The organism is Streptomyces sp. NPDC054849 (genome assembly GCF_053610945.1).
This window is the reverse complement of the sequence record NZ_JBSGZI010000053.1, coordinates 34,848-50,597: the sequence shown is the minus strand read 5'-3', so window position 1 is coordinate 50,597 and position 15,750 is coordinate 34,848. Positions and strand designations below refer to the sequence as shown.

Genomic DNA, 15,750 nt, shown 5'->3' with positions numbered 1-15,750 from the left:
CAGAACCCCCACCGTCACCCTCGCCGCATGACCATCCCAAACAGCCCGATACCCGACACCATGTCCTTGACGAAGGACATAGAGACACCCCCCCGGCGGAGGGGTCGCGGGGACGGCGGACAACTGACGCGTGCGCATCGCCGCCTCGCCTCCGGCGGAGGGCCACGCACCGTCGAACCGGCCGGCGCCGTCCCGACCCGCTGCCCGCCGTCCCGGCGAGGCGCCGGATGCCGCCGCCACTCACCGTCCCGCCCCTCACCGTCCCGCCACCCACCCCGCCGCCGCGCGCAGCGCTCCGGCGCCCGCCGGCAGCGGCAGGCCCAGGAAGCCGTGGAAGACGCCCGGGTGGAGCTGGACCGTACAGTCGACGCCCGCCGCCGCGAGCCGGCGCGCGTAGGCGAGGCCCTCGTCGCGCAGGACGTCGCAGTCCGCGAGGACGATCAGCGCGGGCGGCAGGCCCGAGAGGTCGGCGGCCCGCAGCGGCGAGACGTGCGGGTGCGCCGGGTCGCCACCGTACTGGTCCCAGTACCAGGCCATGTGGGCGGCGGTGTGGAAGTAGCCCTCCGCATACGTCTCCACCGACGCGGAGTCCATCGAGGCGTCCAGCGGCGGATAGAACAGCACCTGTCCCGCGAGGAGTCCGGGCGCGCGCAGGGCGGTCACCGCCGCGAGGTTGCCGCCGCTGGAGTCCCCCGCCACCACCACCCGGCGGGCGTCGCATCCGAGCGCGGGGGCCCGCGTCCGGGCCCACAGCAGGACCGTCAGTGCGTCGTCCGGCGCCGCCGGCCAGGGGTGTTCCGGGGCGAGCCGGTAGTCGGCCGATACGACCACCGCTCCCGAGGCCGCCGCCAGCGCCCGGCACGTCGCGTCGTGGGTGTCCAGGCCGCACATCACCCAGCCGCCGCCGTGGAGGAAGACGACCAGGGGGCGCCCGCCGGAGCCCGGTGCGGGATCGTAGATCCGGACCGGGACCCCGTCCGCCACCGCGTCGGACACCGAGGCCACGGCCGGGCCCGGCCGTCCGGGCACCGCCGCCGCCCGCAGGGCCGCTGCGTCGCCGGGCCGGGGGAAACCGGCCGTCATCATCTCGCACAGCCGCCTGGCCGCCGGAGACAGGAGGTCGTCCTTGCCCTCGTCGCTCATGCCGTCGTCATCCCGCCGTCATCCCGCCGTCCACCGCGAACTCCGCGCCCGTCACGTACGAGGACGCGTCCGAACAGAGGAAGAGGACGAGTTCCCCGACCTCCTCCGGTCGGCCCATCCGCCCGAGCGGCAGGTGCGACCAGTCCCGGCCCGCGACCGCCTCGGCCACCATCGGGGTGTCGATGGCCCCCGGGTGCACCGAGTTGACCCGGATCCGGTCCGCGGCCAGGTCGAGCGCCGCCGACCGGGTCAGTCCCCGCAGCCCGAACTTGGTCGATCCGTAGGCCGCGTGGCCGGGTATCCCCACCAGTCCGGCGGTGGAGGAGATGTTGACGACCGAGCCTCCCCCGCCCGCCCGCAGCACCGGGGCCACCGCCTGGATGCCGAGGAACGGCCCCAGCAGGTTGACCCGCAGCAGGGCCTCGAAGTCGTCGAGCCGCTGCCGTTCCACGTGGGCCGTGCGCCACAGGGCCGCGTTGTTGACCAGCGCCGAGACCGTTCCGAAGGCGCGGACCGCCTCCGCCACCACCGTCGCCCAGCTCGCCGCGTCGGCCACGTCGTGGCGAACGTACCGCCCCTGATCGCCGAGTTCCGCGGCCACCGCCCGGCCCTCGTCCTCCCGTACGTCCGTGACCACGACGCGCGCCCCCGCCTGCGCGAACAGCCGGGCCCCGGCCGCACCCTGACCGCGCCCGGCCCCGGTGACGATGACGACTTTCCCGTCGAGGGAAACGCCCACGACTCGGCCCTCCCTCCCCTGCAATGGTTCGAATAGGCATACTTCTAGCAGGCATGCCGTGCTGGGGGAAGGGCGCCGGGGCCCGGTCGTAGACTGCGCTGCGTGGCAGACGAGACGAACAGGCGCGCGCTCCCCGCGACCAGCTGGGCGGTACTCGGGCTGCTCTCCTTCGGGGAGGAGCTCTCCGGTTACGACCTGAAGAAGTGGTCGGACCGGTCGCTGCGGTTCTTCTACTGGAGCCCGTCCTTCAGCCAGATCTACAGCGAGCTCAAGCGCCTGGAGAAGGCGGGCTACGCCTCCTCGCGCAGGGTCACCCAGGAGACCGGGACGCGCGACAAGCGGGTGTACCGGATCACCGCGGAAGGCATGACGGCCGTACGGGAATGGGCCCGGGAGGCCCCGGTCGACCCGCCCGTCCTCAAGCACGGGCCGATGCTGCGGCTCTGGCTGGGCCACCTGCTGGAACCGGAGCAGATGCGCGAAGTCCTCGGGCGGCACCAGGAGTTCGCGGAGCGGATGCGCCTTGCCGCGGTGGCCGACGCGCAGAGCGCGCAGGACGAGCCGGCCTGGGCGTACCCGACGCTCACCCTCAAGTGGGCCGAGCGCTACTACGCCTCCGAGCGCGACCTCGCGGCCGCCATGCTCGACGACGTCGAGGCACTGGCCAGGGGGCGTGCCGAACGGGCTGCTGACGAGAAGCGCAACTAGGGGCCCGTCGGACCGGCGTACCCTCGCCCCATGACGGGCAGCGCGATTGACCTCCGCAAGGTCGAGGAGACGGCTCCGGCGCTCGTGAGCCTCTACAAGAGCGCGGGGGTCTCCCTGCGCAAACACGGGATGGACGGCGGCCGGGCCGCGGTCTACCTGGTCCTGGACTACTCCGGTTCGATGCGCCCGTACTACGAGGACGGCAGCGTGCAGGCCCTCGCGGACCGGGTGCTGGGGCTGTCCGCGCACCTGGACGACGACGCCCGCGTCCCGGTGATCTTCTTCTCCACCGAGGTCGACGCGGTGGAGGAGGTGTCCCTGGCCGGGCACGAGGGCCGGGTCAACGAGATCGCCTCCCGTCTCGGCCACATGGGCAAGACGGCCTACCACGCGGCGATGGACGCGGTGATCGACCACTACCTGGACTCGGGGTCGACACGGCCGGCCCTCGTGGTCTTCCAGACCGACGGCGGGCCGATCAACAAGCTCGCGGCGGAGAAGTACCTGTGCAAGGCGGCCCGGCTGCCGCTCTTCTGGCAGTTCGTCGGCTTCGGCAACACGCGCAGCACGCAGTTCGACTTCCTGCGCCGGCTGGACGAACTGCCCGTTCCGGCGAAGCGGGCGGTGGACAACGCGGGCTACTTCCACGCGGGCCTGGACCCGCGCACCATCCCGGACGCTGAGCTGTACGACCGCCTGGTCGGGGAATTCCCGGCCTGGCTGGCGGCGGCGCGCGACGCGGGCATCGTGCGCGCCTGAGCGGCCACCGCCGGGGTCACGCGCTTTCATGGACGTATGACGCACACCAGCTGGGCAGTCTTCGAGCAGGCGGAACCGGAGTTCGCGGCGACCGTCCGGGCCCGTTTCGCACAGTACCCGCACCACGTCCTGGCCACCCTCCGCAAGGACGGCTCCCCTCGGGTGGCCGGGCTGAATGTCGACATCCGGGGCGGTGAACTGTGGCTCGGCATGATGGCGGGCTCCATGAAGGCCAGGGACCTCCAGCGCGACCCGCGCTTCGCCCTGCACACCAATCCGGGTGAGGGCGAGGAGATGCCGGACGGGGACGTACGGATCTCCGGGCGCGCGGTGGAACTCGTGGACCCTCCCGAGCTGCACCGGTACGCGGAGGAGACGGAGACCCCGCACCCGTTCCACCTCTTCCAGGCCGACCTGACGGAGGTCGTCCACATCAGCGTGGAGGGGGACGACCTGGTCGTGCGGGCGTGGACCCCGGAGCGCGGCCTGCACACCCTGCGCCGCGGGAACGACGACGAACCACCCCGCGAGGACCCGGCCCCGGGCGACGCGACTGCCGATGACCCGCCTGCCTGACGGCCCGACCGCCTGCCGGCCCGACCGCCTGCCGGCCCGTCCGGCCGGGCCTGCAGTGCTTGCAGCGGTGGAAGGAGTTCGTCCCCTTCTCGGCGTTTGCCACGGTCGGCCCGGTGACCTTGTGACAGCACACTCGGGGGAGGGGGCACCATGAACGCTGGGCCCGATGTGGGGAGTTCGACCGGGGCGGCCGGTGGCACAGCAGAACTGGCGTGGGACGGCGCCCACCTCAAGAAGCTCGCCGGTGACCTCGACACGATGCAGGAAGTACTGAAGAAGCAGCTCCTGCGGATGGACGAGATCGTCGACCGCATCGAAGCACGCTGGCGCGGGCCGGCCTCGGAGGCGTACCGGGCGAAGCACCGGGCCGCCGCCGAGGACGCCGTCCGCATCCGGGAGACGATGAAGCTCCTGTCCAAGGCGGTCCGGCTGAGCAAGGACGGATTCTCCGCACAGGACCTCGAAACCTTGGAAGCGTTCCGGCGCCTCCAGTCGTCCGTGGACATTCAGGCGGAGACCGACGCCCTGTCCACCCCGAACACGGTGCCCGAGCCGCAGACCGCACCGCGCAGCCGCATCGCCGACCTGTGACCGGATCGAACGAGGGGGAATCATGTCGTCGGGTGACGACCACATATCAGTCGACTTCGCGACACTCCAGGGCATGGCCGGGGATCTCGAGGAGATCCTCAAGACGCTCAACGAGCAGCTGGACCTGCTGTACGGGCGCGTCGAGAAGCTCGTCCTGAGCTGGGACGGCGAGGCCCGCCAGGCCTTCGTCGACCAGCTCGACAAGTGGGACCGGTCCGCGCAGGACCTGGAGGCCACCCAGGCCTGGCTGCACGACATCGTGGTGAACGGCCACCTCACCTACGCCTCCGCGCACCAGGCCGTGCTGCGCGGCTGGGGGGCCGCCTGATGGGCGCGCCGCCCTCCCCCGCCGTGAACGGGGGCTTCGACGTGCAGCCGGTGCACGTCCACCATGCGGCCGGCCTGGTGAAGGAAGCCCAGTTCGCGCATGCGGAGCGGGCGTTCGTCCTGGTCGACGTACTGAACAAGTACAACCAGTCCGCCGGGACCGGCCGGTGCGCGGACGCGTTCGCGGACGCCTATATGGAGGTGGCCGCGACGTTCCTCGATGCGTGGGGCCGCAGCGTGGTCGGTGCGGGCGGAGCCGCCGTCGGCCTGAACCACACCGCCAACCACTATGTCCTGGCTGACTGGGAGGCGAGCGGACGCAAGGGTGCGCAGCCGGCCCGGCAGCCGGAGCCGGTGGTCATCAACAAGCCTTCGCGCTATGGCCCCGTCAATCCCATCAAATGGACGGGCACTGGCGAGGACGTCGATTCCTGGTGGATCTCCGGCGTCATCGGTGAGTTCCCCGACTTCCTCGCGGACGTCATCCGGCCCGCCATCGAGCACGGCCTGCGCCTCGGCAAGGTCCACGAGATCACCCCCGGCATCCGGGACGACGAGGTCCGGGACATGGCCAAGGCGTGGCGCAAGCTCGGCTCCGAGGCGGTGAAGGCCTCGGACGACTTCAACGCCGCCATCGCAGGCATCACGAACCCGAAGGACAAGGGCGACTGGCAGGCCGCGATGCGGACTTCGGCCAAAGCATCTGGGGCGCCACGGCGTGGGGCAGGCAGATGGACGCGGCAGGCACTCGGACCGAGAAGGGCGGCCGGCAGTGGCGGCACAGCAAGGACGTCACTCCCGACCGCCGGCGCCCCATCATCGACGTGCTGAAGGAGACGGCGGACAAGGTCGCGGACATCCTGGAACACGTCGCCGACGTCGGTGAGAAGACCAGAAAGTTCACGAGTCAGACCGGCATCAACGCGGCGAAGGCCACGGCCATGGAACTGTCCGACCTGAGTGTGATGAATTTGACCAAGCTGGCCGTCGGCGGAGTCATCGGCCGGATCGTGCTCTCCTTCCGGACCCACATGGACAAGGAAGGGTGTAACGCGGTCGTCGAGACCTACCACAAGGAATTCACCGAGGCGGGTGCCAAGCTCAAGGCCCTCCTCTGGGAGCTCGACTTCGCCAGCAAGAGCGCCCCGACCTACCTGGCGGAGATCGCCCGCGCCCAGGGCTTCGGCGCCCGCTCGCTCAACGAGTTCAAGAAGGAACACAGCTGGCAGATCGGCGGAGAGAGCCCCTCCCCGTACATGTACTCGCTGGACCTGGCGACGAACGAGGGGCTGGGCGGCGCCCACACTCTCGACAAGCACGTCGGCAAGACGGACGAACAGCTCTTGCAGCGGATCAAGGACGAGCAGCGCGCGAACGGAAACTTCAACATCCTGTCGTCCTCGTCCTTCACGGACATGAATTCGGCCCAGAAATACACTCAGTACAACATCCGCAAGAACACCCCGGAAATCGAGGACTGGCTCGAGAACCCACCACCCGCCAAGAAAGAGCTGGTCGTCAAGACCCCCGACGTCCCAGTCGAGGGTCCGCTCAACAATTCCACCGTGACCGGACGGTCCATACACGTGAAGGACGGCACGATATTGCCGGCCGAGGACACTCACGGCGTGATCACGAAGCTCAAGTACGACCCCAACCTCAACCCGCCATTCGTCGTCTACACGTCGGCGCCCGAGTAGTGGAACGGACGATGGAACCCCTGACCCCGGAAGCATGGACGAACGCGCTCAAGCTGTACGAGTGGGTATGCACGTTCGTCGGCGTCGCTCCGCGCGCGCACGACGAGTGGTGGCTCGACGTCCGGGCGATCATGCGCCTCGAAACGCAGGACCCACGAGGCTGGGAAGCCATCGACCCCTACGACGGCGAGGAGGAGCGCCGGGAAGACCCGCTGTTCCCGTGGCTGGAAACACCCTCCACACCCGCGGACACGGAACGCTACCGGGCGCTGGTGAGTGAGCTCCCCCGGTCCTCGGTGCCGTCGCTGCTCGTCCTGCTCGCAGTCCGACCGCTCTCGGACCTTTCCCTGCTACCGGGCTGGGAGAGGCGCGGGCCGGAAATGGATGGCCGGGCCGAGGCGATCCTGTCACGTTTTCCGGACGGCACCCGGTTCTACACCAACCTCGGCTGGAAGGGCGACCGTCCCGATTTCCGCAAACAATCCTCTCTGGGTTCCAACCCCTTCAGCGGGTACGACTGGGACGCCGGGCTGATCGCCGTCAACGACGACGAAGTCGCCGTGTTCTGGAACTTCCAGAACCTCTGATCCCACCTGCCGAACAGGGAAGGCCACATGCTCACCAGATCCGCCACCTACCCCGACCGGGAAACCGCCCAGTGGGCCGCTCAGCAGGTCGTCACCCGCAACGAGCAGGCCATCCACCGCTGGCTCGCCCAGGGCACCCGCCCCCGGCTCACCATCGAAGCCGCCTGGCCCTCGCGCGAGGAGCCGGTCGGCCGCGTCCTGATCCAGGCCATGGCGCTCGCCGGGCGCGGGGCGGTGGACGTGCGGGCCGCGCGGGTGGTCCTCCGGCGGGAGCCCGCGAGCCCGCTCGGGTTCGTCGTCCACGCCACCTGCCCGATCTACCTGTAGAGGCACAGGCCCATGTCCATGAAGCCCCTTGAGTTCGACCGCCGCTACGGCGAGCTCGACCAGGTCATCAGCGCGTACGCCGGCCTCGACGCCGACGACACCGCCGACCGGCCCGGTCAGGCCCTCACCGCCTACCTTCGCCACACCTGGCACACCCGGCCCTGGGCCCTCGCGGTCGCCGAGGAGCAGCTGCGCACCTACGCCCACAACCCGCCCGGGCGGCTCCGGCACCGCCTCGGCGAGTTCTACCCGGTCCCGGACATCGGCCTGCCCGAGGCCGAGATCCAGCAGTGGCTGGTGCTGCTCGCCGACCACATCAAGGCGAGCGTCGAGGAGGGCCGGGTCCCGTCCCCGGCGGCGCTGCCCGAGACGCACTGGGAGTGGCACGCCCGCTTCCCCGAGCTCGGCCAGTTCCTCGGCGGCTGGTTCTCGCAGGACATGCCCGACGAGTTCGAGGACCACGACGCCGCCGTCCGCGACTACGCCGAATCGGCAGCCCCGATCCTGGTGGCACGGCTCGTCGGTGAGCTGCGCGAGCTGCTCGCCCTCGGCCTGGAGGAGGTCGACTACGCGGTCGGCGTCGCCGAGCTGGGTATGGAGGTCGACCCCCCGACTCCCTACGCGCCGAGCGGCTGGCTGGCCCTCGTGGCCGAGCGACTGGCCGGGCCGCGCGCCGAGTACCTCTAGCGCCGTCTTGCGGTGCGTGTCGAGGTTTCGGCAGCGGGCGTCCCGGCTCGCCCCGTCGGGACCCGCGCGGCGGACCGCCCCATCCAGGCGGATGAGACATTCGGGCCGGTCGGGCGTCAGCCGCAGCGGTACGGGATCAGGCTCGGCGCTTCACAGACTCGATGAACGGCTCCCACGCGGCGACCGGGAACGCGAGGACCGGGCCGGTGCCCGCCAGCTTGCTGTCGTGGACGGGGACCACGCCGGGGAGGTCGTCCGACACCTCTACGCAACTCGCGCCGTCGGAGTTGCTGTAGGAGGACTTCCGCCAGGACAGGTTGTTCACGTCTGCGCGCATTTCGCGTGTTCCTCCGCCACCGACTCGATCAAGGCCAAGGACGCCGCCGGAGCCAGCGCGGCGGCCCTCGCCAGATCGTAGAGCTTCCAGTGCCGCTGAACCAGGGCCGGATAGTCGATCAAGTGTCCCACCCGGGGCCCTTCCGTGTAGACCACGTCAGGCGCGTCGGCGAACTGCATGATGGTGACCAACGAGCCGAGGGTGCCTTGGGCCCCGGCGGAGAACGGCACCACCTGTAGGGTGATCCGGTGGGCGTGGACATGGTCGGCGATGCGCCGTAGCTGAGCGGCCATCACGCCGTGCCCGCCGACCACCGTCCGCAGGACCGCCTCGTGCAGGACGACCCACAGTTCGGGAGTCGCCGGATCGTCGAGGAGCCGTTGGCGCCCCATGCGGGACGCGACCAGTGATTCGACGTATGCATCGAGCGCGGTGGGATTGCCGCCGCGGATCACCGCCCGCGCGTACTCCTCCGTCTGGAGCAGCCCCAGGACCAGGCTGGATCCGTACTCGTAGATCGCCGTCGCCTGGACTTCCAGCTCCGCCGCGACCGCGAAGTACTCCACGTGCCTGGACTTGAACGCCTTGGAGAGACGGGAGAAGTAGTCCCCGGTGCCGAGTTCCTTGTCGATCAGGACGGCGATCTCCGGGCGCAGCCGACGCTGGCCGCACTCCATCTGCCCGACGTAGGAACCGGTGGTGAAGATCCGCTCGCCCAGAGCCTCCTGGGTCAGACCGGCCCCCTCGCGGTGCCGCCTCAGTTCCTCGCGGGCGAACTCCTCCGGCGTCTGCGCCGCGTCACCCTCGCCCTTTGCCGTGGCCATGCGACAACTCCCCGCTCTGCAATCCCCTTGCTCCGCGAGAAGCGTAGTCCTCGCCCCGCCACCGAGACAGCGGAACGCATCGATACGACTACACAACGCCACCGCGCCCGCCATCCCTGGTCGGGGACATGGCGGGCGCGGTGTCGGAGTTCCGCACGCCGTTGTACGGACCGTATGAGGGGTCCCGCCCTTCGCAGGGCGGGGGTACTGCCGGGGTTACACCGTCAGCGAGCGGTCCGTCGGCTTGACCGGGTACGGGAGGGCGCTGCTGCCGGTCAGGAAGCGGTCCACGCCGCGGGCGGCCGAGCGGCCTTCCGCGATGGCCCAGACGATGAGCGACTGGCCGCGGCCCGCGTCGCCGGCGACGAAGACGCCGTCGACGTTGGTCGCGTAGGAGGCGTCGCGCTCGATGTTGCCGCGGGCGTCCATCGCCAGGCCGAACTGCTGGACCAGGCCGTTCTCCTGGTCCGTGCCCGTGAAGCCCATCGCCAGGGTGACCAGCTGCGCCGGGAGGACGCGCTCGGTGCCGGGCTTCTGGACGAGCTTGCCGTCGACGAACTCGACCTCGACCAGGTGCAGGGCCTGGACGTTGCCGTCCTCGTCGCCCTCGAAGTGGGTGGTGGAGACGGAGTAGACCCGCTCGCCGCCCTCCTCGTGAGCCGAGGTGACCTTGTACAGCATGGGGAACGTCGGCCAGGGCTGGTTGGCGTTGCGGTCCTCACCCGGCTTCGGCATGATCTCCAGCTGCGTGACCGAGGCCGCGCCCTGGCGGTGGGCGGTGCCCACGCAGTCCGCGCCGGTGTCGCCACCGCCGATGACGACCACGTGCTTGCCCTCGGCCGTGATGGGGGGCGCCATGAAGTCGCCCTCCTGGACCTTGTTCGCGAGCGGCAGGTACTCCATGGCGAAGTGGATGCCGTTCAGCTCACGGCCCGGGACCTGGAGGTCGCGGGAGACCGTGGCGCCCGCCGCGATGACGACGGCGTCGAACCGCTTGCGCAGGTCGGTGGCCGTGATGTCGCGGCCGACCTCGACGCCGGTGCGGAACTTGGTGCCCTCCGCGCGCATCTGCTCGATGCGGCGGTTGATGTGCACCTTCTCCATCTTGAACTCGGGGATGCCGTAGCGCAGGAGGCCGCCGACGCGGTCGGCGCGCTCGTACACCACCACCGTGTGGCCGGCCCGGGTCAGCTGCTGGGCCGCGGCGAGGCCCGCCGGGCCGGAGCCGATGACGGCGGCCGTCTTGCCGGACAGGCGCTCCGGCGGCTGCGGGGTGACGTCGCCGTTGTCCCAGGCCTTGTCGATGATCGAGACTTCGACGTTCTTGATCGTGACGGCCGGCTGGTTGATGCCGAGCACGCACGCCGACTCACACGGAGCGGGGCACAGGCGGCCCGTGAACTCCGGGAAGTTGTTCGTGGCGTGCAGGCGCTCGGACGCCGCCGACCAGTCGTCGCGGTAGGCGAAGTCGTTCCACTCGGGGATCAGGTTCCCGAGCGGGCACCCGTTGTGGCAGAACGGGATGCCGCAGTCCATGCAGCGCCCGGCCTGCTTGCTGATGATCGGGAGCAGAGAGCCCGGGACGTAGACCTCGTTCCAGTCCTTCAGCCGGTCGGCGACGGGACGGGAGCAGGCGGTCTCGCGCGGGGTGGTGAGGAAGCCCTTCGGGTCAGCCATGGGTCGCCGCCTCCATCATCTTCTCCGTGGTCTCGGATTCCGAGAGTCCGGCGAGCTCAGCGGCGTCCTTGGCGGCGAGCACTGCCTTGTACGTGGTCGGGATGATCTTGCTGAAGCGGTCCGCCGCGACGGACCAGTCGGCCAGGAGCTTCGCGGCCACGGTCGAGCCGGTCTCCTCCTCGTGGCGGCGCACCACATCGTGCAGCCACTGCTTGTCGGTGTCGGACAGGGCCTCGACGGCGCCCGCGTTGCCGACGTTGACGTTGTCGGGGTCGAGGTCGATGACGTACGCGACGCCGCCCGACATGCCGGCCGCGAAGTTGCGGCCCGTCTCGCCCAGGACGACCGCCGTACCGCCGGTCATGTACTCGCAGCCGTGGTCGCCCACGCCCTCCGAGACGACCAGGGCGCCGGAGTTGCGGACGCAGAAGCGCTCGCCGGTGCGGCCGCGCAGGAACATCTCGCCGCCGGTGGCTCCGTAGCCGATGGTGTTGCCGGCGATGGTCGAGTACTCGGCGAGGTGGTCGGCGGCGCGGTCCGGGCGGACCACGATCCGGCCGCCGGAGAGGCCCTTGCCGACGTAGTCGTTGGCGTCGCCCTCCAGGCGGAGGGTGATGCCCTTCGGCACGAAGGCGCCGAAGGACTGGCCGGCGCTGCCGGTGAAGGTCAGGTCGATGGTGTCGTCGGGCAGGCCCGCGCCACCGAACTTCTTGGTGACCTGGTGGCCGAGCATGGTGCCGACGGTCCGGTTGATGTTGCGGATCGCGACCTGGGCGCGGACCGGCCGGGCCGCCTCGGCGGAGTCGGCGGAGAGCGCGTCGGCGGCGAGCTCGATGAGCTCGTTGTCGAGTGCCTTCTCCAGACCGTGGTCCTGCTCGATCAGGGCGTGGCGGACCGCGCCCTCGGGCAGCTCGGGCACGTAGAAGAGGGGCTCCAGGTTGAGGCCCTGGGCCTTCCAGTGCGCGACGGCCTTGGTGGTGTCGAGCAGCTCGGCGTGGCCGACGGCCTCCTCGATCGTACGGAAGCCCAGCTCGGCGAGGAGCTCGCGCACCTCCTCCGCGATGAACTCGAAGAAGTTGACGACGAACTCGGGCTTGCCGGAGAAGCGCTCGCGCAGCACCGGGTTCTGGGTGGCGATGCCGACCGGGCAGGTGTCCAGGTGGCAGACGCGCATCATGACGCAGCCGGAGACGACGAGCGGGGCGGTCGCGAAACCGAACTCCTCGGCGCCGAGCAGCGCGGCGATGATCACGTCGCGGCCGGTCTTGAGCTGGCCGTCCGTCTGGACCACGATCCGGTCGCGCAGCCCGTTGAGCAGCAGGGTCTGCTGGGTCTCGGCGAGACCGAGCTCCCAGGGGCCGCCCGCGTGCTTGAGCGAGGTGAGCGGGGAGGCGCCCGTACCGCCGTCGTGGCCGGAGATGAGGACGACGTCCGCGTGGGCCTTGGAGACACCGGCGGCGACCGTGCCCACGCCGACCTCGGAGACCAGCTTCACGTGGATGCGGGCGACCGGGTTGGCGTTCTTGAGGTCGTGGATCAGCTGAGCCAGGTCCTCGATGGAGTAGATGTCGTGGTGCGGCGGCGGGGAGATCAGGCCGACGCCCGGGGTGGAGTGCCGGGTCTTGGCGACCCACGGGTAGACCTTGTGGCCGGGCAGCTGGCCGCCCTCGCCGGGCTTGGCACCCTGCGCCATCTTGATCTGGATGTCGTCCGCGTTGACCAGGTACTCGGAGGTCACGCCGAAGCGGCCGGAGGCGACCTGCTTGATCGACGAACGCCGCGCCGGGTCGTACAGGCGGTCCGGGTCCTCGCCGCCCTCGCCGGTGTTGGACTTGGCGCCCAGCTGGTTCATGGCGATGGCGAGGGTCTCGTGCGCCTCCTTGGAGATGGAGCCGTACGACATGGCGCCGGTGGAGAAGCGCTTGACGATGTCGGCCACCGACTCGACCTCGTCGATGGAGATCGAGGGGCGGTCGCTCTTGAAGCCGAACAGGCCGCGGAGCGTCATCAGGCGCTCGGACTGCTCGTTCACCCGGTCCGTGTACTGCTTGAAGATGTCGTAGCGGCGGCCGCGCGTCGCGTGCTGGAGGCGGAAGACCGTCTCCGGGTCGAACAGGTGCGGCTCGCCCTCACGGCGCCACTGGTACTCGCCGCCGATCTCCAGCGCGCGGTGCGTGGCGGCGATGCCGGAGGCCGGGTACGCCTTGGTGTGGCGCGCGGCCACCTCCTTGGCGATGACGTCCAGGCCGGCGCCGCCGATCTTGGTGGCGGTGCCGTTGAAGTAGGTCTCGACGAACTCGTCGTTGAGGCCGACGGCCTCGAAGACCTGGGCGCCGCGGTAGGAGGCGACGGTGGAGATGCCCATCTTGGACATGACCTTCAGGACGCCCTTGCCGAGCGCGTAGATCAGGTTCTTGATGGCCTGCTCCGGCTCCAGGCCGGACAGGAAGGTACCGGCGCGCAGCAGGTCCTCGACGGACTCCATGGCGAGGTACGGGTTGACCGCGGCCGCGCCGTAGCCGATGAGCAGGGCGACGTGGTGGACCTCGCGGACGTCGCCGGCCTCGACCAGCAGACCGACCTGGGTGCGCTGCTTGGTGGCGATGAGGTGGTGGTGCACGGCGGAGGTGAGCAGCAGCGACGGGATCGGCGCATGCTCGGCGTCCGAGTGGCGGTCCGAGAGGACGATCAGGCGGGCGCCGTTGGCGATCGCCGCGTCGGCCTCGGCGCGGATCTCGTCGATCCGCGCGGCCAGCGCCTCGCCGCCGCCGGAGACCCGGTACAGGCCGGAGAGCGTGGCGGCCTTCATGCCGGGCATGTCGCCGTCGGCGTTGATGTGGATGAGCTTGGCCAGCTCGTCGTTGTCGATCACCGGGAACGGCAGCGTGACGCTGCGGCAGGACGCGGCGGTCGGCTCCAGCAGGTTGGACTGCGGGCCGATCGAGGACAGCAGCGAGGTGACGAGCTCCTCGCGGATGGCGTCCAGCGGCGGATTGGTGACCTGCGCGAAGAGCTGGGTGAAGTAGTCGAAGAGCAGCCGCGGGCGCTCGGACAGGGCCGCGATCGGGGAGTCCGTACCCATGGAGCCGAGCGGCTCGCCTCCGGTACGGGCCATCGGCGCGAGGATGACGCGCAGCTCTTCCTCGGTGTAGCCGAAGGTCTGCTGGCGGCGGGTGACCGAGGCGTGGGTGTGCACGATGTGCTCGCGCTCGGGCAGGTCCGTCAGCTCGATCTCGCCGGTCTCCAGCCACTCCGCGTACGGGGCGGCGGAGGCGAGCTCGTTCTTGATCTCCTCGTCCTCGACGATCCGCTTCTGGGCGGTGTCGACGAGGAACATCTTGCCGGGCTGCAGACGGCCCTTGCGGACGACCTTGGCCGGGTCGATGTCGAGAACGCCGACCTCGGAGCCGAGGACGACCAGGCCGTCGTCGGTGACCCAGTAGCGGCCGGGGCGCAGACCGTTGCGGTCGAGGACCGCGCCGACCTGGGTGCCGTCGGTGAAGGTGACGCAGGCGGGGCCGTCCCAGGGCTCCATCAGCGTGGAGTGGTACTGGTAGAACGCGCGGCGGGCCGGGTCCATCGAGGTGTGGTTCTCCCACGCCTCCGGGATCATCATCAGCACGCTGTGCGGCAGGGACCGGCCGCCGAGGTGGAGCAGCTCCAGGACCTCGTCGAAGGAGGCGGAGTCGGAGGCGTCCGGGGTGCAGATCGGGAAGATCCGGTCGAGCACGCCGTCGCCGAAGGCGTCGGACGCCAGCTGGGACTCGCGGGCCTTCATCCAGTTCCGGTTGCCCTTGACCGTGTTGATCTCGCCGTTGTGCGCGACGAAGCGGTACGGGTGGGCGAGCGGCCAGGACGGGAAGGTGTTCGTCGAGAACCGGGAGTGGACCAGGGCGAGCGCCGACGCGAAGCGGCGGTCGGAGAGGTCCGGGAAGAAGGGCTCCAGCTGGCCGGTGGTCAGCATGCCCTTGTAGACGATGGTGCGGGCCGAGAGCGACGGGAAGTACACGCCGGCCTCACGCTCGGCGCGCTTGCGCAGCACGAACGCCTTGCGGTCCAGCTCGATGCCCGTGCTGCCGTTGGAGACGAACAGCTGGGAGAAGGCCGGCATGGTGGCGCGGGCGCCGTTGCCGAGCAGGTCCGGCGTGACGGGCACCTCGCGCCAGCCGAGGACCGTCAGGTTCTCCTGGGCGGCGATGGCCTCGATCTGCTCCACGGCGACGGCCTGTGCGGTGCCGTCGGCGGGGAGGAAGGCGATGCCGACGGCGTACGCGCCGGCCTCGGGGAGCTCGATGCCGGCGACCTCGCGCAGGAACGCGTCGGGCACCTGGCAGAGGATTCCGGCGCCGTCGCCCGAGTCCGGCTCGGAGCCGGTCGCGCCGCGGTGCTCGAGGTTCCGCAATACGGTCAAGGCCTGCTCAACGAGAGTGTGGGTGGCCTCGCCGGTGAGGTTCGCCACGAATCCGACGCCACAGGCGTCCTTCTCGTTGCGCGGGTCGTACATGCCCTGCTGGGCGGGGCGACCGTCCATGGGCGACCAGGCGGTGGTGCTGGAGCCGGTCGCGGAGTGCGTGGATGCGGAACGCATCGGCTCTCCCGTCGTCGTCGTGGCATATGTGCATAGCCGAGGGACGACGTTGGCCCTCTGCGAAATTTCGTGCAGATTACATGATGACGACAATCCCGAGAAGCGGATATGCCGTTCCAGCATGCGGACACTGCACGAGGCAGAAAGAGGGGACTTTCGCGGCGCTTACGGAGGTATCGC

At 70.3% G+C, this 15,750-nt stretch carries 16 protein-coding genes; 10 read left to right on the top strand and 6 right to left on the bottom strand.

The window, feature by feature from the left end; all coding sequences use genetic code 11:
- Positions 1 to 255: 255 nt before the first annotated feature.
- Together ACWGIF_RS22595 and ACWGIF_RS22590 are read right to left on the bottom strand one after the other, a co-directional pair.
- The gene (locus tag ACWGIF_RS22595) at positions 256 to 1,143 is read right to left on the bottom strand and encodes an alpha/beta hydrolase (RefSeq protein WP_453500061.1); all 888 of its coding nucleotides are present in this window, start codon (positions 1,141 to 1,143) and stop codon (positions 256 to 258) included.
- A gap of 7 nt (positions 1,144 to 1,150) precedes the next feature.
- Positions 1,151 to 1,882 carry a glucose 1-dehydrogenase gene (locus ACWGIF_RS22590; protein WP_453500059.1) on the bottom strand — a complete coding sequence of 244 codons (732 nt, stop codon included), beginning with the start codon at positions 1,880 to 1,882 and terminating at the stop codon, positions 1,151 to 1,153.
- Between the two features lie 93 nt (positions 1,883 to 1,975).
- On the opposite strand from ACWGIF_RS22590, the gene ACWGIF_RS22585 reads away from it, so the two are divergent.
- From ACWGIF_RS22585 to ACWGIF_RS22540, 10 genes are all read left to right on the top strand, one after another.
- On the top strand, positions 1,976 to 2,590 hold the full coding sequence (locus ACWGIF_RS22585; RefSeq protein WP_453500069.1) for a PadR family transcriptional regulator: 615 nt from the start codon (positions 1,976 to 1,978) through the stop codon (positions 2,588 to 2,590).
- Between the two features lie 30 nt (positions 2,591 to 2,620).
- Positions 2,621 to 3,349: a VWA domain-containing protein gene (locus ACWGIF_RS22580; RefSeq protein WP_453500057.1), complete on the top strand. Its 729-nt coding sequence runs from the start codon at positions 2,621 to 2,623 to the stop codon at positions 3,347 to 3,349.
- A gap of 36 nt (positions 3,350 to 3,385) precedes the next feature.
- A complete protein-coding gene (locus ACWGIF_RS22575; RefSeq protein WP_453500055.1) occupies positions 3,386 to 3,925 on the top strand; it encodes a pyridoxamine 5'-phosphate oxidase family protein in 540 nt (179 codons plus the stop codon).
- A gap of 150 nt (positions 3,926 to 4,075) precedes the next feature.
- Positions 4,076 to 4,516 (top strand): WXG100 family type VII secretion target, encoded by a 441-nt coding sequence (locus ACWGIF_RS22570; RefSeq protein ID WP_453500053.1) that lies wholly within the window; start codon positions 4,076 to 4,078, stop codon positions 4,514 to 4,516.
- Positions 4,517 to 4,538: 22 nt separating this feature from the next.
- Positions 4,539 to 4,844, top strand: coding sequence for a WXG100 family type VII secretion target (locus tag ACWGIF_RS22565; protein ID WP_453500051.1), 306 nt, complete (start codon positions 4,539 to 4,541; stop codon positions 4,842 to 4,844).
- Entirely contained in the window at positions 4,844 to 5,674 is an 831-nt protein-coding gene (locus tag ACWGIF_RS22560; RefSeq protein WP_453500049.1) for a hypothetical protein, read from the top strand. Before ACWGIF_RS22565 ends, ACWGIF_RS22560 begins: the two co-directional genes overlap by 1 nt.
- Positions 5,575 to 6,543 (top strand): RNase A-like domain-containing protein, encoded by a 969-nt coding sequence (locus ACWGIF_RS22555; RefSeq protein ID WP_453500047.1) that lies wholly within the window; start codon positions 5,575 to 5,577, stop codon positions 6,541 to 6,543. The genes ACWGIF_RS22560 and ACWGIF_RS22555 overlap by 100 nt, the downstream gene beginning before the upstream one ends.
- A gap of 11 nt (positions 6,544 to 6,554) precedes the next feature.
- Entirely contained in the window at positions 6,555 to 7,130 is a 576-nt protein-coding gene (locus ACWGIF_RS22550) for a hypothetical protein (RefSeq protein ID WP_453500045.1), read from the top strand.
- Positions 7,131 to 7,157: 27 nt separating this feature from the next.
- A complete protein-coding gene (locus ACWGIF_RS22545) occupies positions 7,158 to 7,457 on the top strand; it encodes an RNase A-like domain-containing protein (RefSeq protein ID WP_453500043.1) in 300 nt (99 codons plus the stop codon).
- Between the two features lie 12 nt (positions 7,458 to 7,469).
- The gene (locus ACWGIF_RS22540; RefSeq protein ID WP_453500041.1) at positions 7,470 to 8,144 is read left to right on the top strand and encodes a contact-dependent growth inhibition system immunity protein; all 675 of its coding nucleotides are present in this window, start codon (positions 7,470 to 7,472) and stop codon (positions 8,142 to 8,144) included.
- A gap of 136 nt (positions 8,145 to 8,280) precedes the next feature.
- Here ACWGIF_RS22540 and ACWGIF_RS22535 read toward each other — a convergent pair whose 3' ends face one another.
- The 4 genes from ACWGIF_RS22535 to gltB all read right to left on the bottom strand — a co-directional run bounded on the left by ACWGIF_RS22535 (position 8,281) and on the right by gltB (position 15,513).
- Positions 8,281 to 8,481, bottom strand: a complete 201-nt coding sequence (locus ACWGIF_RS22535; RefSeq protein WP_453500039.1) for a DUF397 domain-containing protein — start codon at positions 8,479 to 8,481, stop codon at positions 8,281 to 8,283.
- Complete coding sequence (locus tag ACWGIF_RS22530; protein ID WP_453500037.1) at positions 8,466 to 9,305, bottom strand: helix-turn-helix domain-containing protein; 840 nt, start codon at positions 9,303 to 9,305, stop codon at positions 8,466 to 8,468. Before ACWGIF_RS22530 ends, ACWGIF_RS22535 begins: the two co-directional genes overlap by 16 nt.
- Before the next feature lie 216 nt (positions 9,306 to 9,521).
- Entirely contained in the window at positions 9,522 to 10,982 is a 1,461-nt protein-coding gene (locus ACWGIF_RS22525; protein WP_453500035.1) for a glutamate synthase subunit beta, read from the bottom strand.
- Positions 10,975 to 15,513, bottom strand: coding sequence for a glutamate synthase large subunit (gene gltB, locus ACWGIF_RS22520; RefSeq protein ID WP_453500067.1), 4,539 nt, complete (start codon positions 15,511 to 15,513; stop codon positions 10,975 to 10,977). Before gltB ends, ACWGIF_RS22525 begins: the two co-directional genes overlap by 8 nt.
- Between the last annotated feature and the right edge of the window lie 237 nt (positions 15,514 to 15,750).